Below are 19,221 nucleotides of genomic sequence, written 5' to 3' on the forward strand. Positions count from 1 at the left end.
CGACGAAAGGTGACCTGGAGTTCCATCCGGGGCCGCCCTACTCTCAGCCGTATCCCAGTTCGGAGGGGTGGGTGGACTGGGCAGGAACAGGGGAGTGTTCATGCAGTTCTCTCTGCACACGAATTCCGAGCGCGAAGAGAAGAAGGACCGGAGAACGCGACGGCGGCTGCTGTCGCCGCGGCGTCCGTGGGCGGTGGCGACCATGCTCGCCCTCGTGCTGGGATCGCTCGTCGCGCCCGTGCTCCCCGCGACGGCGGCCCCGGGTGACCCGGCTCAGCTATACCTCGGCGTGTCGTATGAAGGACCCGTCGTCGGGTCGGACAAGGATCTGACCGCCCCGACGGAGTGTCCGGCGAACTCCGTCCTCACGGCCGTGCGGACGGAGAACCGCACCGCGGACGCGCCAGGCTCCTCGGCGAACTCGATCCTCACGCGCTTCAGCCTCCAGTGCTCGTCGATCACCGTGAGCAATGCGGGGGTCATCACCTCCACGGTGAACCCCACGTGGATCGAGGGGCCGGTCTACGACCAGAGTCGCGGCAACGTGCAGACGGCGACGTGTCCGGCGAACACCTTCGTGCATCGCATCACCGGCACCACCTTCGTCGGCGACAACGGCGCGCGGTGGCCCTCGTCCGTGCAGATCACGTGCCGTCCGATGACTTTCACCACCGCGGGGGAGCTGCGGATCGACCTCGCGGCCTCCGCCACCGTCCTCACCGCCGGGCAGAACTTCAACACGAACGGCGGCCTCAACACGCCGACCCCTCGATGCGGCCCCGCCGGGACCACCGGGACGAGCGACATCGTCGTGCGCGGCTACCGGGCGCAGAGCGGTGGCGAGGGCATCGACGGGTTCAACCCCTCCTGTACGACCATCCCCGACGACTTCGGCGATGCGCCGGCCAGCTACGGCTCGGTCTCCCAGGAGCTGAATGCGGCGACGTATCTGGGGTGGTCGGCCGATGCCGAGACGGCGATGCAGTACAGCGCGAACGCGACGGGCGACAACGTGGTCGGCGGCACGGCCCCGAACCAGACCATCAACGACGAGACGGGGGTGGCGTCGTTCGGGCCGATCATGGCCAGCGTGACGAACACCTATTCGGTGTCGGTGCTGGCGTCGAACAAGGTGCCGGGAGTGCCGGCAACCCTGGTCGGCTGGATCGACTTCAACCGCAACGGCGTGTTCGACGCGAACGAGGGCGCCACCGCGACGGTCCCGGCGGGCACGGCGGACGGCTCGTCGGTGACGCTGAACTGGTCCGGCATCGCCTCCCAGACGGTGGGCGGGCAGACGTTCGCCCGATTCCGCATCCAGAGCGGGACGGGGTTGACCACGGCGACGCCGACGGGGACGGGCGGTCCGGGTGAGGTGGAGGACTACGCCGTCACGATCACGGCTCCGGCGCCCTCTCTGGCGTTGACGAAGACGGTCACGCCGACTACCGCCAGCGCGGCGGGGGACACGGTGACCTATTCGTTCGCGGTCACGAACACCGGCAACGTCGCCGTCTCGGGGCTCGGCATCCGCGAGTCCGCGTTCAGCGGTACCGGGACGCTCGGGGCGGTGAACTGTGCGGCGACGACGCTCGCCGTGGGGCAGAACACCACCTGTATGGCGGCGTACACGCTGACCCAGGCGGACATCGACGCGGGCACGGTGACGAATACCGCGCTCGCCACCGGAACCTCCGAGGCCAACACCGGCGTGGAGAGCAACCCGAGCACCGCGACGGTCACGACGACCCGCACCCCGGCGCTCACGGTCGTGAAGTCGGCGACCCCGTCCGGACCGGACGACTTCACGGTCGGACAGGTGATCGACTACTCGTTCATCGTCACCAACACGGGCAACGTGACCGTCTCGAACATCGCGGTGAATGAGACGGCGTTCACGGGTTCCGGCACCCTGTCGGCCGCGGTATGCCCGACGGCACCGCTCGCCCCGGGCGCGCAGGCGACCTGTACCGCGAGCTACACCCTGACCCAGGCCGACGTGAACGGGGGATCGGTCAGCAACACGGCGACCGCCACCGGTGTGCCGCCGGGGTCGCTGACGCCTCCGGTGTCTCCGCCGTCGACCGTGCGCGTGCCGGTGGACCCGGCTCCGGCGATCTCGCTGGAGAAGAGCTCCGAGACGACCGCGATCACCGGCGCCGGGCAGACCATCGACTACTCCTTCCTCGTCACGAACACCGGGAACGTGACCCTGACGAACGTCGGCATCGACGAGGAGTCCTTCTCCGGCACCGGAGCCCTCGACGTGACCTGCCCCGCCGGCGCCGGATCCCTCGTTCCGGGAGCGCAGGTGACCTGCACCGCGAGCTACACCGTGACGGCCGCGGACTACAACACCTCGGCGCTCACGAACACGGCCACCGCGACGGGAACGCCGCCGACGGGCACGGCACCCGTGTCGTCGCCGTCCACGGTCGAGATCCCCGTCACCGCCGCCCCGGCGCTCACGGTGACGAAGTCGGCGGACCGCACGGAGATCACCGCGGCCGGACAGACGATCACCTACTCGTTCCTCATCACGAACACGGGGAACGTGACGATCGCCGACGTCGGCGTGACGGAGACGGCGTTCACCGGAACGGGAACCGCCCCCGTCATCACCTGCCCCGCGGCCGCCGCCTCCCTGGGCCCGGGCGCGCAGGTGACCTGCACCGCGCCCTACGTGGTGACCCAGGCCGACATCGACGCGGGCGGGGTGACCAACACCGCGACCGTGACCGGGGAGCCGCCCACGGGCGAGCCGCCGGTGTCACCGCCCTCGACCGTGGTGGTCCCCGCGGACGAGACGCCCGCGATCACCCTCGTCAAGACGGCCGATCCGACGTCGATCACCGCCGCCGGGGCGACCGTCGACTACGCCTTCCTCGTGACGAACACGGGCAATGTGACCCTCACCGACATCACCGTGACCGAGACCGCGTTCTCCGGCACGGGCACGGCGCCGGAGATCACCTGCCCCGCCGCCGCGGCGACACTCGCTCCGGGTGCCCAGGTGACCTGCACCGCGTCCTACGAGGCGTCGCAGGCGGACGTCGACGCGGGTCAGGTGACCAACACCGCCACCGCGACGGGCACGCCGCCCCGCGACCTCGAACCGCCGGTGTCGGCGCCCTCCACGGCGATCGTCACGGTGCCCGGCGCGCCCGCCCTCACGGTCGCGAAGACGGCCGACCGGACGGAGATCACCGCCGCGGGGGACGTCATCACCTACTCGTTCCTCCTGACGAACACGGGCAACGTGACCATCGCGGACGTGACCGTCGACGAGGTGTCGTTCTCGGGTACCGGTGCGACTCCCGTCGTCACCTGCCCCGCAGCGGCCGCGTCCCTCGAACCCGGAGCTGAGGTGACGTGCACGGCGACCTACGAGGTGACGCAGGCCGACATCGATGCAGGCGGCGTGACGAACACCGCCACCGTGACGGGCGACCCGCCCGGAACCCTCGAGCCGCCGGTGTCGCCGCCGTCGGAGGTCGAGGTGCCGTCGATCCAGACGCCCGGCATCACGGTCGTGAAGTCGGCCGATCCCTCCACCGCCGCCGGCTACACGGTGGGGACGGAGATCACCTACACCTTCGTGGTGACGAACACGGGCAACGTGACCCTCACCGACGTGACGGTGGACGAGACGGCGTTCACGGGCTCGGGAGAGGTGTCGGCGATCACGTGTCCCGCGGGGGCCGCATCGCTCGCGCCGGGGGCGCAGGTCGAGTGCACCGCCACGTACACGCTGACGCAGGCCGACATCGACGCCGGGCAGCTGTCGAACACGGCGACGGCGACGGGCACGCCGCCGTCGGGGACGCCACCGGTGTCGCCGCCGACGACGGTGGAGATCCCCGGCGACCCGGCCCCGGCGCTGACCGTGACGAAGACCGCTGACCGGACGGAGATCACGGCAGCGGGGCAGACGATCACCTACTCCTTCCTCGTGACGAACACCGGGAACGTGACGGTGCGCGACGTCACGGTGGAGGAGGGCACCTTCACCGGTACGGGTCCTGCTCCGGTGGTGACCTGTCCTGCGGGTGCCGCCACGATGGTTCCCGGCGCGCAGGTCACGTGCACCGCCGAGTACGTCGTCACCCAGGCCGACATCGACGCGGGTGGGGTGACCAACACCGCCACGGTGACGGGCACGCCGCCGTCGGGAGAGCCGCCGGTGTCGCCGCCGTCCGAGGTCGAGGTGCCGTCGGAGCCGTCGCCGGCGCTGACGGTGTCGAAGACGGCGGACCGGACCGAGATCACGGCCGCGGGCCAGACGATCACCTACACGTTCGTCGTCGCGAACACCGGCAACGTCACTCTGACGGACATCGAGGTGACGGAGGCCTCCTTCACCGGTACGGGGACTCCGCCGGTGGTCGAGTGCCCGCCTGCGGTGTCCTCGCTCGCACCGGGGCTCGACGTCACCTGCACCGCGGAGTACGTCGTCACCCAGGCCGACATCGACGCGGGCGGAGTGACCAACACGGCGACCGCCACGGGCACGCCGCCGTCGGGGGAGCCGCCGGTGTCGCCGCCGTCCGAGGTCGAGGTGCCGTCGGAGCCGTCGCCGGGCCTGTCGGTGGTGAAGTCGTCCGACCGGTCGACGATCACCGCAGCGGGTCAGACGATCACGTACTCCTTCCTGGTCACCAACACGGGCAATGTGACGATCGCGGACGTGACGGTGGACGAGACGGGCTTCACCGGCACCGGCACGGCTCCGGTCGTGACGTGCCCGGCGGGCGCCGCGTCCCTCGCGCCGGGAGCCCAGGTCACCTGCACCGCGCCGTACGTGGTGACGCAGGCCGACCTCGACGGCGGCGGGGTGACGAACACCGCGACCGTGACCGGCACGCCGCCCTCGGGCGAGCCCCCGGTGTCGCCGCCGTCGACCGTCCTGGTCCCCGGTGACCCGGCTCCCGCGCTGACCGTGGCGAAGACGGCTGACCGCACCGAGATCACCGCGGCGGGCCAGACGATCACGTACTCGTTCCTCCTCGCGAACACGGGCAACGTCACGCTGACGGATGTCGGGGTGGACGAGGTCTCGTTCACCGGCACCGGCACGGCGCCGGTGGTGACCTGTCCCGCGGGAGCGGAGTCGCTCGCTCCGGGAGCGGAGGTGACGTGTACCGCGCCGTACGTCGTGACGCAGGCCGACATCGATGCGGGTGGCGTCACGAACACCGCCACCGGCACGGGGACACCGCCGTCGGGGCAGCCGCCGGTCTCGCCGCCGTCGACGGTCGAGGTGCCCTCGGACGGGTCGCCGGCCCTCACGGTGGCGAAGACCGCGGACCTCACGCGGATCAGCGCCGCAGGGCAGACGATCACGTACTCGTTCCTCATCACCAACACGGGCAACGTCACGATGACGGATGTCGGCGTGGACGAGGTGTCGTTCTCGGGGACGGGAACCGCGCCGGTGATCACGTGTCCGGCCGCGGCGGCCTCGCTGGCCCCCGGTGCGTCCGTGACCTGCACGGCGCCGTACGTGGTCACCCAGGCGGATGTGGATGCCGGGCGACTCACGAACACGGCCGTCGCGACGGGAGAGCCGCCGACGGGTCCGCCGACCGGCGAACCACCGCTCACGCCTCCGTCGACGGTGGAGGTCCCCGGTGACCGGAACCCGGCGATCGCCGTGGTGAAGTCGGCCAGCCCCGACACGGCAGCGGCCTACGTCGTGGGCCAGGACATCACCTACTCCTTCGTCGTGACCAACACCGGCAACGTCACGCTGACCGATGTCGCGATCACCGAGGGCGACTTCTCCGGGACGGGTCCGCTGTCGGCGATCGACTGCCCGGCCGGGACCGCGTCGATGGCCCCCGGGGCCCAGCTCATCTGCACGGCGACGTACGTGCTGACGCAGGAGGACATCGACGCCGGCCAGGTGACGAACTCCGCGACCGCGACCGGTGTGCCGCCCGGGGACCTGCAGCCCCCGGTGTCGCCGCCGTCCGAGGCGCGCGTCCCCGCGCTGCCGACCCCGGGCGTCAGCATCGTGAAGTCCGCGACCCCGGCCGTGATGACCACCGTGGGGGAGACGCTGGAGTACTCCTTCGTCGTGACCAACACGGGCAACGTGACGCTGAGCGACGTGGCGGTCGAGGAGACGGAGTTCTCCGGAGAGGGCGACCTCTCGGCCATCTCCTGCCCCGATGAGGCCGCGCGCCTCATCCCCGGGCAGACCGTGACCTGCACGGCGACGTACACGACGACGCAGGCGGACGTCGACTCCGGCCGGCTGACCAACACGGCCACGGCCACCGGCACACCGCCATCGGGCACGCCGCCGGTGTCGCCGCCGTCGACCGTCGAGGTGCCCTTCGACGGGACGAACGAGCTTGCGATCGAGAAGCGCGCGACGACCGTGGACGTGAACGGCAATGGGATCGTCGACCTCGGCGACCGGGTGGAGTGGACGATCGTCGTCAGCAACATCGGGGCGCAGACGGTCTCCGACATCGTCGTGTCCGATCCGACCGCGGGCCCGGTGACCTGCCGGGCGACCAGCCTCGCCTCCGGGGAGCGGATGACGTGCACCGTGCCGCCGCACACCATCGATGCCGCCGACGTGCGTCGCGGTGAGGTCCGCAACGTCGCAACCGTGAGCGGGAACACGCCGGGCGGGCCGATCGATCCGCCGACCTCGCAGACGGTCACCCGCGTGGTGCCGACGCCGCCGACCGGGCTCGCGGTCACGGGTGGGACGCTCGCCGCCGGCGGCCTGCTGCTGGGCGGAGTGATGGTCCTCGCCGGCCTGGGTCTCGGCCTCACGCGGGTGCGACGGCGAGAGGAAGAGCAGGAACAGCGCTGACCGAGCGTCGTCCGTGGCGGGTGCGTCCACCCGCCACGGGCGATCCCGGTCGAAGGAGGAGCCCATGATGTCCACACGCCACCGCAGCACTTCGCGCCTCGCGGCACCGATCCTGATCCTCGGTCTCCTGCTCAGCGGTTGCTCCCCCGCCGCCGAGGAGCCGGCCCCGACGCGCACGGCCGCGGAGGGGGCGCCGCAGATCCCCGGTGAGGACGAGGGGGTCGTCGGAGCGACGAGCGTGCCGGAGGACGTGCCGGACGCCCCAGAGGTGCGCGCCGGGACCCAGATCACGACCTGCACCACGGAGGACGACGGCGGGACGGCGGAAGGCGTGGTCGGCAATCCCACGGACGCGGACGCGACCTACGTCGTGACCGTGTTCTTCACCACCGATGCGGCCACGGTCGTCGGGTCCGGTCAAGCGACGGTGGAGGTCCCCGCCGGCGAGGAGGCCGACTGGTCCCTCACCGCGGACTTCGTGCCGCCGAGCGACCTCCGCTGCGCGCTGCGCGGAGCGGGCGCCGCGTCCTGACCCGATCCCGGTCGCGGGGCCGCTACGACACGGGCACGTAGCGCGCGAGCGGCTCGAAGGGCGGCTGCGAGGAGAGGTCCGCGACAGCGGCCGCGCCGACCGCGCAGGCCGTCTGCAGGGCCGCTCGCGGGGAGAGTCCGCTCTGCAGGGCAAGCACGAGCGCGGCGCAGAAGGCGTCCCCCGCGCCCACGGTGTTGACGGCGCGGGTGGGCACGCCGTCCGCCCGGGCGATCTCCTCGCCGCCGCGGAACAGGGCCGCGCCCGCGGCGCCGTAGGTCACGGCGACGAGTGCGGCATCCGCCAGCTCCGGCATCAGCTCGCGCTCGGTCTCGTTCACGATGAACAGATCCACCCGCTCGAGCAGCGCGTCAGGGAGGGGCCGTGCGGGGGCGGCGTTGACCGCGACGAACCCTTCGGCGCGGGCGACCACGTTCTCGACGACGGACAGCGCGATCTCCAGCTGCAGCAGAACGGCCTCGTCCGGCGCGAAGGCGACGCCCTCGGGGGAGACGAGCTCGTTCGCGCCGGGACACACCGCGATCTGGTTCTCGGCCTCGGCGTCCACGACGATCAGCGCGGTCCCGGTGGGTGCGGCGACCTGGCGGAGATCGGTGGTGTCGACGCCGGCCCTCGCGAGCTCCTCGCGCATCCAGGCGCCGTCGGCGTCCGCCCCCACCGCGCCCACCATGCGGACCCGCCCTCCCAGCTTCGCGGCGGCGACGGCCTGGTTGGCGCCCTTGCCGCCGAGGTCGCGGGAGAGTCGGCCCCCGGCGACCGTCTCCCCGGCGGTCGGGAGCCGGTCGACGAAGGCGGTGAGGTCGACGTTCGCGCTTCCGACGACGACGAGGGCGGGGGCGAGGACGGCGTCCGGCTTGAGGTTCATGAGAAAGAGTGTAAACGTTTACGCACACCCGATTGCAAAGGAGCACCCCATGCCCGTCCCCGTCCTCCTCGACTGCGACCCCGGCCACGACGACGTCTTCGCCATCTGGCTGGCGGCCGGGAACGAGCAGATCGACCTCCGCGGCGTCACCACCGTCGGCGGCAACGGCTACCTGGAGCACACCACGAGGAATGCCCAGATCGCCCTCACGGTCGCGGGCGTGACCGGCGTGCCGGTCGCGGCGGGGGCCGACAAGCCGCTTCGCCGTGAGCTCACGCCGGGGGCCTGGATCCACGGCGACAACGCCCTCGGCGGACCCGTCCTCCCCGAGCCCACGGTGCCGCTCGACCCCCGGCACGCCGTCGACTTCCTCGCGGAGACCCTGAACGCGTCCGCGGAGCCGATCACGGTGATCCCCACAGGCCCCCTGACGAACATCGCGCTGCTGCTCCAGCAGTACCCGGAGGCCGCCCGCAACATCAAGGAGATCATCTGGATGGGCGGATCGACCGGGCGCGGCAACGTCGGCGCCTACCCCGAGTTCAACGCCTGGGCCGACCCCGAGGCGGCTGCGGTCGTGTTCGCGTCCGGTCTGCCGCTCACCATGGTCGGACTCAACATCTCCCATCAGGCCCTCATCACCGAGGAGGTCGTGCAGCGGATCGCGGCGGTCGGCAACCGCACGGCGGCGTTCGGTGTCGAGCTGCTGCGCTTCTTCTCCGCGTCGTACGACCGGGCCGAGGGGATGCCGGAGGGGCCGCTGCACGACCCGATCACCGTCGCCATCGCGATCGATCGCGCCGTCGCCACCGTGCAGCGCTGCCACGTCGACATCGAGACGGCGGGCGAGTTCACGGCCGGTGCGACCTGCGTCGACCTCCACGACATGCTGGGCAAGGAGCCCAACGCCGACATCGCGCTGACCCTGGACGTGCCGGCCTTCTGGAATCTGGTGACGGATGCCGTCGCAGCGCTGGCCTGACGATCACGCGCCCGGCGGGGGAGACGTCGACTCCGCCACGCGCAGAGTCGGCGTCACGCGCCGCAGGGCGTATGGCGTCTCCGGATCGTCCATCCGCCGCACGAGCGCTTCCACCGCTTCCGCGGCGAGCTCGTCGAACGGCTGGACCACGGTCGTGAGCCGCGGCTCGCACACGTCCGCCAGCATGGTGCCGTCGAACCCTGTGATGAGGATGTCGCCCGGGACGCGCAGGCCTGCGCGCTTCAACGCGGCGATCGCGCCCGCGGCGACCAGGTCGTCCCCCGCGACGATCGCATCGGGAAGCGGACCGCGGGCCCGCAGCCGCGCGACGGCGGACTCTCCGAAGGAGAGAAGGTACTCGCCGAACACGTTCTCCTCCACCGGCAGCGACCGCGCACGGACGATCGACTCGAACGCGGCGCGGCGCTCGCGGCCGACCGACGTCACGTCGTTGCCCGACACGAGGACGATGCGAGAGGCGCCGCGGGAGGCCAGATGGTCGACGGCGAGCCCGATGCCATGATCGTTGTCCACCCCGACGAAGTCGGCATCGAGGTCCAGCACCCGCCGGTCGACCTGGACCAGCGGGAGCCGCTGGGCGGTGTCGGCGACGGCGTCGAAGGACAGCTCCGCGTCGGACGGAACGACGAAGACCCCCTCGACACGGCGCTCGACGAGCATGCGCAGGCGGGCGCGCTCGCGGTCGACATCGCCGTGCGAGTCCGCGATGACGAGATCGAACCCGCGACGCTGCAGGTGGTCCTCGAGCCGGTGGACGAGTTCGCCGTAGAACGGGTTGCTGATCACCGGGACGACGACGCCGATGGTCGCGCCCGTGCCCTCGCGCAGACCGCGGCCGATGAGGTTGACCCGGTAGCCGAGCTGCTCGGCCACCCGCGCCACATGCTCCGCGGTGGCTCCGGACACGCGCTCCTTGCCGTTCAGCGCGCGGGACACCGTGGCGATCGACACCCCGGCCGCGGCTGCCACATCGTGCAGCGTCACCGACGGCTTCCTCATCCGCACCTCGACTCCCGACGGGCACCGACATCGGCGCCTCGACTCCCAAGATAAGCCGCGCGTAAAGGATTACGCATTCCGGCGCCCCCGCACCGACACGAAGAAGTGAGTACGACATGCACACCACCGCCCTCCGGCCCCGAACGGCCGTCGCGCCCCTGATGGTCGCCCTCCTCGCGGCCTGCCTCGCGTTCCAGCTCAACGCGAGCATGCTCAGCCCGGCGCTGGTCACGATGGAGCGCGAGCTCGACGCGACGGCCTCCGAGATCGCCGCCACCCAGACGGTGTTCTTCACCGCCGCCGCCCTGTTCACCCTCTTCCTCCCGCGGCTGGGCGACCTCATCGGACGGCGCCGGGTGCTCGTCGGCATGCTCGTGGTGATGGCGGTCGGCTGCGTGGTCGCGGCGCTCGCGACCAACGTCCCGATGCTCTTCGTCGGCCGCCTCATCCAGGGTGTCTCCGGTCCCGTCGTCCCGCTGTGTCTGATCATGCTGCGCGCGGCCGTCAGCGACCCGAAGATGTACGGCACCCTGCTCGGCGTCGTGACAGCCGTCAACGGCGGGATCGCCGGCGGCGACGCGCTGCTCGGCGGCTACCTCGCCACGAACCACGGTTTCGCCTCGATCTTCTGGACCATGGCCGGCGTCGCTGTGGTCGCGGCACTCGTCGTGCGCCTTCTCGCCCCGGAGACGATGGCGGAGGACCGCCCGCGCATGGACTGGTGGGGGTCGTTGCTCCTGGTCGTCTCCGTCGGATCGATGCTCATCGCCCTGAACGAGCTCGGGAAGCTCGCAGAGGCGGACGTGCTCCTGGTGGTCGTGCTGGCCGTCGTCTCCGTGGTGTCCTTCCTCGCGTTCTGGAAGCTCGAGGGTGCGCTGCGGGACCCGCTCGTCTCGCCCGCCCAGTTGAAGCAGCGTGCCACCTGGGCGCTCTCCGCGACATCGTTGCTGACACTCTCCGGGATCTTCGCGGTGATGAACGGCGTGGTCCCTGCACTGGCGCAGGACACCGCGATGGGACTCGCGATGAGCGCGGAGGAGGTGTCGTTCTGGATCCTGATGCCGTACGCGCTGGCGGGCCTGCTGATGGGACCCCTCACCGGACGGCTCGCCGCGACGGTGGGCTACCGGGCGATGCTGCGGATCGGGCTGGTCGGCACGATCGTGGTGCTCGTGCTGATGGTCGCGAACGTCGGAACCTCGTCGCGGATCATCCTGCTGTTCCTCTCAGTCGCCGCCGGCATCACCTACGCCGGCATCGGCAACATCATGTTGAACGGCCTGGGGGTCGTGCTGTCGCCCACGGAGAAGCCGGGCTCCCTCCCCGGGCTGAACACCGGTGCGATCAACCTCGGGGCCGGGCTGAGCTTCGTCGTGATCTACGCGGCCCAGACGTCGTTCGGCGGCAGCGGGGACGCGGCGGGTGGCTACGTCGCCGCGCTCCTCACCGGTGCCGTCGTGCTCGCCGGCGCGCTGACGTTCTCCCTCTTCATCCCGAAGCCCGTCCATGCCGAGCTGACCCGCTGAGGCGGCTCAGCTGAAGAGGATGAGGACGTAGACGGCGAAGGTCGCCAGGTGCGCCGCGCCGTGCATCGCGGTGACCCGCTTCGCCGCGAACGTCGTCAGCGAGAGCAGCAGCGTCACGGCGAGCATGAGGAGGTTCGCCGGCGACTCGGCGAGCACCACCTCCTGGCCGGTGAGCATGCCGATCAGGAGGACCGCCGGGATGGTCAGGCCGACCGTCGAGACGAGCGCGCCGTGGCAGAGGTTGTTCACCCGCTGCGCCTCTCCGTTCAGGGCGGCGCGGATCGAGGTGATCGACTCGGGGAGGAACACGATGCCCGCGATCAGCAGTCCCGCCAGGGCGATCGGAGCGCCGAGCCGGCCGAGACCATCGTCGAGCAGGGCCGCCATGTCGTGCGAGAGCAGCACGATCGGGACGACCGTGACGACGAGGAGCACGAGGCGGGTCAGCACCTCGACGCGGTGGGCCGCGAGCACCTCGCGAATGGGGGTCCGGGGTTCTTCCCTCTCCGCCGCACGGACCGGTCGCAGCCGCTCGTCCACCTCGGTGAAGTCATCGGCCTGCGCACCCATCTGCCGGAACAGGAAGAACGCGTAGAGGGCGAGGGTGAGCACGATGATCGGGATCTCCTGGCCGATCGTGTACGCACCGTTGTCGCCGATGAGGCCGGGGAGCCCGAACGCCAGGGCGACGAGGACCACGAGCATCGACAGGTACGCGGACGTGCCGGTGCGGTTGTGCGCCATCCCCCGATGGCGGAGGCCGCCGAGGAGGAGGGCCAGACCGATCACGAGGTTGAGGATGATCATCGACACGGCCATGACCGAGTCGCGCGCGATCGTGGCGTGCTCGCCCGGTCCGAGCATGACCGCCGAGATGAGGATCACCTCGATGAGCACGATCGACAGCGTCAGCACCAGAGAGCCGTAGGGGTCGCCCAGTCGGTGGGCGAGGGCCTCGGCCTGCTTCACGACCCCGAAGGCGCACACGAGGATGACGGCGACGATCGCGAGGAGGGCCACCACCAGGAGCGGCCCGGGCACGGGCGGCGCGAGCAGCGGGTGCAGGGCGAGCAGGGCGGCGAACGCCCCCCACCCCAGCGCCACGCGCAGCACATCGGTGCGGGTGATGAACGACCGGATCATGACGGACTCCTTCATGAGTCAGTCGTCGTGTGCGGGTACTGCTCCCTCGTCCGCTGCTCCGGGTGCCGGAGACACCTCGAGGATACCCGCGCTCCCGGAACAGCGGCTGAGCAGAGCCGGACTCAGCCCTGCGGGGCGTCGTTCCAGGACCAGATGTCGTCGCCGCGCAGCACCGCGTCGGCCCCGCCGTCACAGTAGATCGTCTGCCCCGCCATGTGGGTGTTGGCCGGACTGGTCAGCCAGACGAGCAGCTCGGCGATGGAGGACGCCGGCTGGTGGTAGTTCAGCGGCATCGGCACGGCGGCATCCACCATGGCCAGGCCCTCGGGCGAGTCGAGCAGGCCGGCCGTCATCGCCGTGGTGACGGTACCGGGGGCGACGGCGTTCAGCGGGATGCCCGCTCCCGCCCACGCCGGGGTGACGCTCTCGCGACGGACCCAGCGCGACAGGGCGCGCTTGCTGGACGAGTAGTTGAGGAACCCGGCCTCGGGCGTCGCGGCCAGGCGGTCGCCGATCTCGATCGCGCGCGCCTCGTCGCCGGCGAGGGCGGCGTCGACGAGCTCGGGCGACACCGGCTGCAGCGAGGCCATCGACGACACCACGGCGGCGCGGGGTGCGTCGGCCAGGCTCAGCGTGGGCTGCAGCGCGGTCAGGAACTCCGTCACGCCGAAGAAGTTGATGGACACCGTCTTCGAGATCGGAGCCGAGATGCCGGCGCAGGCGATGACGGCGTCGATCCCGTCGTCGGCCGCCTCGACCACGGCGCTCGCCGCGGTCAGCCGCCCCTCGTGGGTGGACAGATCTCCGTCGACCTCGACGCCGGCGAGGTCGACGCCGATGACGGTGTGGCCCTGAGAGCGGAGCAGTTCGGCGGTGGCGGCGCCGATGCCGGATGCCGATCCGGTGACGACATAGGTGCGGGTCATGAGGTTTCCTCCTTGATGGACACGACCGGCGGCGTGCCGGACAGTGCGGTGACGAAGCGGCCGAGCTGGCGGCGGAATCCGTCGATCTCGTCCGGTGACCAGCCTGCGAGCGCATCGTCGACCATGCGATGGCCGGCCTCGACCAGGCGCGCATAGGCCGTCCGGCCCGCGTCCGTCAGGCGGACCTCGACCGCGCGTCCCGAGCGCACGGGGTCCACGACGCCGTGCGTCGCCATGCGAGCGACGAGCTTCGACGTGGTCGGCCGCGACAGCGTCGCGTGCGCGGCCAGGTCGCCGAAGCCCATCGCACCCCCGTTCATCCCGAGCAGGTAGAGCGCGCGGATGGCGGACGGATCGAGGGCGACGTCGACGGCTTCGGCGACCTGACGTTGCAGGTCGCTCTCACTCCATTCCGACACCACCCGGACGAGGGCCAGGTGGATGCCGGCGACGTCTTCGCCGGTGGTCATGTGTCCAGGGTACGCCTCAAAGTTGCCTCAGGCAACAGTTGTGATGTACCCCGCGCTCGCCGTGTCCTCCACGAGCGCGAAGAAGTGTCGACCGCCCGCGCGCCGCGCGCGCCGCCACCGGCGCTGCTGCCCGTCGCCGTAGTCGAGCACGATCCACGCGGGCGCAGGCGTGCCCTGCGGGCCGAGGACGAACGAGCACGCCCCGAGGCCGGGGGAGGCGAGCTCGGCGACGAAGCGGTCGTCCCCGGGGGTGAACGGCGCCGTGTCATGGAGCTCGGCCGGCTGCAGGCGGAGGACGGTGTCGGCGTGTTCCTGGGTCTCCGTGCGGAGCCGGCGCCTCATGCGGCACCGCCCTGGCGTGCCGCCCACTCCCGGGTGTCCCGAAGGCCCTGGGCATCGAGGTAGGCGCGGATCACGTCCGCGGTGAGGCGGATCTGCGCCTCCGTGCCCATCGCCGCCTGCATGACGCCGATCGCGGGCGCCGGCTTGCCGTCCACCCGCTCGAGCGCCTCCCAGACGATGTCCTCGCGGCCGCCGCGGCCGAGGGCGTGCGGCATCGAGGTGAACCCCGTCCTTCGCTGATCAGTGGGTCGTGTCTCTGGCATGCGTGTTCCTCTCTCGGGGCGGATGGGCAGGCTCGCGCCGAGGGACGGGGGTCCCTCGCGAGGCGCACGTCGGACGGCAGGGTGGTCTCCCCGGGGTCGGTGCGCGTGGTGCGGTGGCGCGCGCTCCGCCGGCGGCCCGGTGAGGGGCGTGCGGAGCGGTCGGCCTGGCCGGTTGCTGTCCTCCGACGGTACCACGTTATTTTTAGTCATTCAAAAGAAGTGGCGAATCGTCCGCACGCCGGGTGGGGTCCTGAGCGATTGCCGCGTGCGTTTTTCTCCCGTTCAGCGGGAAATTTGACTTCCCTGTGCTTCCGGGTATGGTCGGGGGTTACGCCAGCCAGTCACAAAGGGGAAGCGCCATGTCAGGAAAGTCCACACCGGGTCGCGCAGGGAAGAAGGCGCCGCAGCTCTCGCTCAAGGAGAAGCGGGCGGCGAAGCGCGCGAAGAACGCCCCGGACGAGTTCCTCAAGCCTCGCAAGGGCGCGAAGAGCTGAGGACTCCGGCCCGGTGGGGGTGGCGGTGCTCCGCCGCGCCCACCGGGGCTACCGGGGCGACGGCGACCTGTCAACGGGCCTTGTCCTCAGCGCGGATCCGACGCACTCTGGAGTCCCCGCTACGAGAGGAGCGCGTCATGTCGAATCCGGAAGCCTTCATGTACCCGGACGAGCCGTTGCTGTCGGAGGAGGCTCTGCGGCTCGCGGAGGAGGACGACGTCGATTCCGACGAGGAACCGTCCCGCGAGGGCGTCGCGGCGCATCTCGCCGAACGGGGCGGCGACGACCCCGACGCCCTGCAGGACGTGCCCGCCGGTGGCGCCGGTGCGGACGCCGGTGCCGGAAACGCGGCCCGCGTCGACCCGTCGTCGAAGAACCCGCCGGAGCCCGCCTACGAGTCGACCCACAGCAAGGAGCCGGGCGTCGGTCCGCGCCACGAGGGCGCCTGAGCCGGCGCTCAGCGGAAGAGGCGGGTGATCCCGCTCTCCACCTGCGCGAGCTGGATGAAGACGAGGCCGCGCCAGAGCGGACGCAGCGGTGCCTGCAGTGCCCGTCGCACCGGACCGCGGGGCCCGGTCTCCCACGTGATCGTCGCGCGGAGCTGCGTCCCTCCCGCGGCCGGTTCGAGTGCCATCGTGAGGGTGCGCGGATTCGCATGGGGCGCGTCGGGGTACTCGAAGCGCCAGGTGAGCGCCCCGTCCTTTTCGTCCCGGATCACGCAGAGGCGATGGAATTCGGGCTTGCGGCGCAGGGGTCGTCCGTCCGGCGATGTCGTCGGGGCGAACGCCTCCCAGGGGCCGTCACTCCCGGCGGGGAGGACGCTGGCGACGCTCTGCTCCCACTCCGGGAGCCGTTCAGGATCGGCGAGCACCGCCCGGACCTCGGCGTCGGCGGCCGGCACGAACATCGAGCGGGACCCGGTGATCCCCCCGGCGGCCGGCTTTCGGCCCGGCTGAGGGGAGCGCGCGGTGCCTTCGACCTCGTCGAGCTGGGCCGTGAGGTCGTCTTCCGTCACGGCCAGCCGGCCGAGGATGGCGGCGATCAGGCCGCTGGGTTCCGCGAGCAGGGCGCGAAGTACGGCGGCGGAGTCCCCGCGGCGACCTCCTTGGGATGCGGCTCGGAGCACCGCGAGGGCACGCTCGGTCCAGTCGTAGCCGTCGGTCTCGTGGAAGACGATGCGACCCGGACCCACCGCCGGGGCATCGATCCCCATGGCGAGGAGCTGCCCCGCGTGCTGCGCCTCGACGGCCGCCCGGGCGGTATCGAGGCGGATCCCGGCCCTCCGGAGCACCTGCCCGCCGGTGTCCGCATCGAGCGTGAGAGCGAGCAGCAGATGATCGATGTCCGCGTCGTGCACGCCGAGGCGCGACGCCTCCTCCATCGCCGCGAGCGACAGCGTGTGCATGGTGGCAGCCGCCTGCGTGAACCGGCTCATGCGTTCCTCCGCGGCACCGGGATGCTCGGATCGATGCGGCGGCTGTGCTTCTTGTGCACGGCCTGCCGCGTGACGCCGAGGGCATCCGCGATGGTCTGCCAGCTCATTCCGGCGCGGAGCGCGGCCTCCACCTGACGCAGCTCGAGGGCGTCGGCGAGGCTCCGCAGCGAGGCCACGGCGCGCAGCCCGGCACGCGGATCGGTCGTGTCCGCCGCGGTGCGGGCGATGTCGAGGGACTCCATGCTGTCAACCTACGTTGCTTGCCGAAGCCCTGTCAACCCGGGTTGCTCCGGGGCCCCTCGACGGGCCCGTCAGGCGCCGGAGGGGTGCAGCACGACCTTGATGCAGCCGTCCTTCTTCTCCTGGAACGTCCGGTACAGCTCCGGGGCGTCCTCCAGCGCCGCGTGATGCGTCGTCAGATCCATCACGCCGAGCGGGTCGGATGGGTCCTCGACGAGGGGAAGGATGTCGTCGATCCAGTTCTTCACGTTGCACTGCCCCATCCGCAGGCTGATCTGCTTGTCGAACAGGGTCTTCATCGGCAGGATGTCGGCGTCGCCCGCGTACACGCCGCTCAGCGAGACCGTGCCGCCTCGGCGGACGGCGTCGATCGAGGCGTACACCGCCGCGAGCCGGTCGACACCGGCCTTGTCGAGCATCTGCCGCGCTGCGGGATCGGGCAGCAGGCCCACCGCTTTCTGCAGGAACTCCACTCCGCTGTTGCCGTGCGCTTCCAGCCCCACCGCATCCACCACGGCGTCGGCGCCACGGCCTTCCGTGGCATCGCGGATCTCCTCCACGGCCGTGTCGGTGAGATCGAGCGTTTCGATGCCGTGCCGCTCGGCCATCGCGCGCCGCTCCGCCACCGGTTCGACCGCGATGACGCGGTGGCCGCGGTGGCGGGCGATCCGGCTGACGAACTGTCCGACGGGTCCGAGGCCCATCACCGCGAGGGTGCCGCCTTCGGGGAGCTGCGCGTACTCCACGCCCTGCCACGCCGTCGGCAGGATGTCGCTGAGGAAGAGGTAGCGCTCATCGGGCAGGTCCGGCGCCACCGGGATGTGGTTGTAGTCCGCCAGCGGCACGCGGAGGTACTCCGCCTGCCCGCCGGAGACCTGGCCGTAGAGCTTGGTGTAGCCGAAGAGCGCCGCGCCGCTGCCGTACTTGCGCACCTGGGTCGTCTCGCACTGCGATTGCAGCCCGCGGAGGCAGAAGAAGCACACGCCGCAGGCGATGGTGAAGGGGATCACCACGCGATCGCCCGGCTTCAGCTTCGTGACGTTCGCACCGACCTCCACCACGACGCCCATCGGCTCGTGTCCGAGGATGTCTCCACGGTCGAGGAACGGCCCCAGGAGCTCGTAGAGGTGCAGATCGGAGCCGCAGATGGCCGACGAGGTGATCCGGATGATGGCGTCCGCCGGCTGCTGGATCACCGGGTCGGCGACCTCCTCCACCGTCACGTTCCGCTTGCCCTGCCAGGTGAGTGCCTTCATCATGTCCTCCACGTCTCGATGTCCGTCGTCCCTCCACGCTCTCGGGAGAGCGGATGCGTGGCCACCCGGTTGACAGGTCGTGGCCGACGTGCGATCCCCGGGAATCAGTGGAAGGGGCAGCCGCGCCCGGATCCGGTGGCGGATTGTCGACCGGGGTTGCTCGAAGGGTCGCTCGAACCGTCTGAGGCGGCCGATCAGAGCACCTGCTCAGAAGCTCCCTCGCGCACGATGCGTCGCTCGTGCCACTTCCAGGTCACCACGCCGACGAGCCCCCATGCGGCACCGACCACGATCGCCGTCAGCATCTCGCTGCCCGCCGCAGCGAGACCTCCGGATTCGATGAAGGACCGTGCCGCGGTCGTCACATGGGTCAACGGAAGTACGCCCGCCAGCGCTTCGAGCGGCGCCGGGAAGAGCGTGACGGGTGCGATCACCCCGCATACGAGAGGGAGCGCGTAGCCGGCGACGTTCGAGGCGACGAGCGGGTCGCGCATACCGAGCCCGAGGCCTCCGATGATGACACCGAGGCCTGCACTGGCGACCACAGCCGTTGCCACGAAGAGAGGGATCTGCGACCAGACCGATGGCGCGATGGACGCCCGCGACAAGAGAAGGATGGCGTACGACGATGCGATTCCGGTCACCACGCCGATCAGCACGGGTACGGACAGCCGCCCGAGCCACAGCGACGTGTTCGTGCGGGGTGAGAGAAGGAGGAACGCTCTCGTTCCCTCGAAACGATCGGTGACCACAAGAGTGCTCACCGTCACCGTGGCAGCGATCGCTCCGGAGGCGAGAGACGCCGCCAGGGCGTCGCCGGGCCTGAGGCTCGCCGTCCCGCCGGAGGCGAGCAAGAGGTAGAACAGCGCGGTGAGGA

18 protein-coding genes are annotated in these 19,221 nt (G+C 71.1%); 7 read left to right on the forward strand and 11 right to left on the reverse strand.

The features are described from left to right. Nucleotides 1-100: 100 nt before the first annotated feature. Nucleotides 101-6,832 (forward strand): DUF7507 domain-containing protein, encoded by a 6,732-nt coding sequence (locus B7W94_RS02720; RefSeq protein WP_139833232.1) that lies wholly within the window; start codon nucleotides 101-103, stop codon nucleotides 6,830-6,832. A gap of 64 nt (nucleotides 6,833-6,896) precedes the next feature. Further along, nucleotides 6,897-7,364, forward strand: a complete 468-nt coding sequence (locus B7W94_RS02725) for a hypothetical protein (protein ID WP_025105166.1) — start codon at nucleotides 6,897-6,899, stop codon at nucleotides 7,362-7,364. 22 nt (nucleotides 7,365-7,386) lie between these two features. Here the strand turns inward: B7W94_RS02725 and B7W94_RS02730 are convergent, their stop codons facing one another. Then, entirely contained in the window at nucleotides 7,387-8,247 is an 861-nt protein-coding gene (locus tag B7W94_RS02730; protein WP_085604177.1) for a ribokinase, read from the reverse strand. A gap of 49 nt (nucleotides 8,248-8,296) precedes the next feature. Between B7W94_RS02730 and B7W94_RS02735 the strand changes: the two genes are divergently transcribed. Further along, nucleotides 8,297-9,229, forward strand: coding sequence for a nucleoside hydrolase (locus tag B7W94_RS02735; protein WP_025105168.1), 933 nt, complete (start codon nucleotides 8,297-8,299; stop codon nucleotides 9,227-9,229). Nucleotides 9,230-9,232: 3 nt separating this feature from the next. Here B7W94_RS02735 and B7W94_RS02740 read toward each other — a convergent pair whose 3' ends face one another. Then, a complete protein-coding gene (locus B7W94_RS02740; protein WP_161973058.1) occupies nucleotides 9,233-10,234 on the reverse strand; it encodes a LacI family DNA-binding transcriptional regulator in 1,002 nt (333 codons plus the stop codon). A gap of 131 nt (nucleotides 10,235-10,365) precedes the next feature. Between B7W94_RS02740 and uriT the strand changes: the two genes are divergently transcribed. Continuing rightward, entirely contained in the window at nucleotides 10,366-11,775 is a 1,410-nt protein-coding gene (gene uriT / locus B7W94_RS02745) for a uridine transporter UriT (RefSeq protein ID WP_025105170.1), read from the forward strand. 6 nt (nucleotides 11,776-11,781) lie between these two features. Here uriT and B7W94_RS02750 read toward each other — a convergent pair whose 3' ends face one another. The 5 genes from B7W94_RS02750 to B7W94_RS02770 form a co-directional block, all read right to left on the reverse strand. After that, nucleotides 11,782-12,918, reverse strand: a complete 1,137-nt coding sequence (locus B7W94_RS02750) for a calcium:proton antiporter (protein WP_253247363.1) — start codon at nucleotides 12,916-12,918, stop codon at nucleotides 11,782-11,784. Nucleotides 12,919-13,040: 122 nt separating this feature from the next. Further along, nucleotides 13,041-13,844: an SDR family oxidoreductase gene (locus B7W94_RS02755; protein WP_025105172.1), complete on the reverse strand. Its 804-nt coding sequence runs from the start codon at nucleotides 13,842-13,844 to the stop codon at nucleotides 13,041-13,043. After that, entirely contained in the window at nucleotides 13,841-14,314 is a 474-nt protein-coding gene (locus B7W94_RS02760; protein ID WP_085604182.1) for a MarR family winged helix-turn-helix transcriptional regulator, read from the reverse strand. The genes B7W94_RS02755 and B7W94_RS02760 overlap by 4 nt, the downstream gene beginning before the upstream one ends. A gap of 27 nt (nucleotides 14,315-14,341) precedes the next feature. Continuing rightward, complete coding sequence (locus tag B7W94_RS02765; protein ID WP_025105174.1) at nucleotides 14,342-14,656, reverse strand: hypothetical protein; 315 nt, start codon at nucleotides 14,654-14,656, stop codon at nucleotides 14,342-14,344. Beyond that, nucleotides 14,653-14,919 (reverse strand): hypothetical protein, encoded by a 267-nt coding sequence (locus B7W94_RS02770; protein ID WP_025105175.1) that lies wholly within the window; start codon nucleotides 14,917-14,919, stop codon nucleotides 14,653-14,655. The genes B7W94_RS02765 and B7W94_RS02770 overlap by 4 nt, the downstream gene beginning before the upstream one ends. 359 nt (nucleotides 14,920-15,278) lie before the next feature. On the opposite strand from B7W94_RS02770, the gene B7W94_RS18435 reads away from it, so the two are divergent. Further along, the gene (locus tag B7W94_RS18435) at nucleotides 15,279-15,413 is read left to right on the forward strand and encodes a hypothetical protein (RefSeq protein ID WP_255218720.1); all 135 of its coding nucleotides are present in this window, start codon (nucleotides 15,279-15,281) and stop codon (nucleotides 15,411-15,413) included. Between the two features lie 137 nt (nucleotides 15,414-15,550). Further along, a complete protein-coding gene (locus B7W94_RS02775; protein ID WP_025105176.1) occupies nucleotides 15,551-15,862 on the forward strand; it encodes a hypothetical protein in 312 nt (103 codons plus the stop codon). A gap of 8 nt (nucleotides 15,863-15,870) precedes the next feature. On the opposite strand, the gene B7W94_RS02780 is transcribed toward B7W94_RS02775, so the two are convergent. The 4 genes from B7W94_RS02780 to B7W94_RS17835 form a co-directional block, all read right to left on the reverse strand. Beyond that, nucleotides 15,871-16,848 (reverse strand): SRPBCC family protein, encoded by a 978-nt coding sequence (locus tag B7W94_RS02780; protein ID WP_085604185.1) that lies wholly within the window; start codon nucleotides 16,846-16,848, stop codon nucleotides 15,871-15,873. After that, the gene (locus B7W94_RS02785; RefSeq protein ID WP_025105178.1) at nucleotides 16,845-17,090 is read right to left on the reverse strand and encodes a hypothetical protein; all 246 of its coding nucleotides are present in this window, start codon (nucleotides 17,088-17,090) and stop codon (nucleotides 16,845-16,847) included. Before B7W94_RS02785 ends, B7W94_RS02780 begins: the two co-directional genes overlap by 4 nt. A gap of 69 nt (nucleotides 17,091-17,159) precedes the next feature. Further along, nucleotides 17,160-18,344, reverse strand: a complete 1,185-nt coding sequence (locus B7W94_RS02790; RefSeq protein WP_085604961.1) for a zinc-dependent alcohol dehydrogenase — start codon at nucleotides 18,342-18,344, stop codon at nucleotides 17,160-17,162. Nucleotides 18,345-18,538: 194 nt separating this feature from the next. Further along, nucleotides 18,539-18,901: a hypothetical protein gene (locus B7W94_RS17835; RefSeq protein WP_139833233.1), complete on the reverse strand. Its 363-nt coding sequence runs from the start codon at nucleotides 18,899-18,901 to the stop codon at nucleotides 18,539-18,541. A gap of 34 nt (nucleotides 18,902-18,935) precedes the next feature. Here B7W94_RS17835 and B7W94_RS17840 point away from each other — a divergent pair, with 34 nt between their 5' ends. After that, the gene (locus tag B7W94_RS17840; RefSeq protein WP_139833234.1) at nucleotides 18,936-19,205 is read left to right on the forward strand and encodes a hypothetical protein; all 270 of its coding nucleotides are present in this window, start codon (nucleotides 18,936-18,938) and stop codon (nucleotides 19,203-19,205) included. Nucleotides 19,206-19,221: the final 16 nt, after the last annotated feature.

It is taken from the genome of Microbacterium sp. LEMMJ01 (assembly GCF_002114135.1).
In the GTDB taxonomy this organism is placed as follows: domain Bacteria; phylum Actinomycetota; class Actinomycetes; order Actinomycetales; family Microbacteriaceae; genus Microbacterium.

Coding starts and splice junctions, on each gene's coding strand:
- B7W94_RS02720 (WP_139833232.1), top strand. CDS start 101: ATGCAGTTCTCTCTGCACACGAATTCCGAGCGCGAAGAGAAGAAGGAC.
- B7W94_RS02725 (WP_025105166.1), top strand. CDS start 6,897: ATGATGTCCACACGCCACCGCAGCACTTCGCGCCTCGCGGCACCGATC.
- B7W94_RS02730 (WP_085604177.1), bottom strand. CDS start 8,247: ATGAACCTCAAGCCGGACGCCGTCCTCGCCCCCGCCCTCGTCGTCGTC.
- B7W94_RS02735 (WP_025105168.1), top strand. CDS start 8,297: ATGCCCGTCCCCGTCCTCCTCGACTGCGACCCCGGCCACGACGACGTC.
- uriT (WP_025105170.1), top strand. CDS start 10,366: ATGCACACCACCGCCCTCCGGCCCCGAACGGCCGTCGCGCCCCTGATG.
- B7W94_RS02750 (WP_253247363.1), bottom strand. CDS start 12,918: ATGATCCGGTCGTTCATCACCCGCACCGATGTGCTGCGCGTGGCGCTG.
- B7W94_RS02755 (WP_025105172.1), bottom strand. CDS start 13,844: ATGACCCGCACCTATGTCGTCACCGGATCGGCATCCGGCATCGGCGCC.
- B7W94_RS02760 (WP_085604182.1), bottom strand. CDS start 14,314: ATGACCACCGGCGAAGACGTCGCCGGCATCCACCTGGCCCTCGTCCGG.
- B7W94_RS02765 (WP_025105174.1), bottom strand. CDS start 14,656: ATGAGGCGCCGGCTCCGCACGGAGACCCAGGAACACGCCGACACCGTC.
- B7W94_RS02770 (WP_025105175.1), bottom strand. CDS start 14,919: ATGCCAGAGACACGACCCACTGATCAGCGAAGGACGGGGTTCACCTCG.
- B7W94_RS18435 (WP_255218720.1), top strand. CDS start 15,279: ATGTCAGGAAAGTCCACACCGGGTCGCGCAGGGAAGAAGGCGCCGCAG.
- B7W94_RS02775 (WP_025105176.1), top strand. CDS start 15,551: ATGTCGAATCCGGAAGCCTTCATGTACCCGGACGAGCCGTTGCTGTCG.
- B7W94_RS02780 (WP_085604185.1), bottom strand. CDS start 16,848: ATGAGCCGGTTCACGCAGGCGGCTGCCACCATGCACACGCTGTCGCTC.
- B7W94_RS02785 (WP_025105178.1), bottom strand. CDS start 17,090: ATGGAGTCCCTCGACATCGCCCGCACCGCGGCGGACACGACCGATCCG.
- B7W94_RS02790 (WP_085604961.1), bottom strand. CDS start 18,344: ATGAAGGCACTCACCTGGCAGGGCAAGCGGAACGTGACGGTGGAGGAG.
- B7W94_RS17840 (WP_139833234.1), top strand. CDS start 18,936: ATGGACGCCCGCGACAAGAGAAGGATGGCGTACGACGATGCGATTCCG.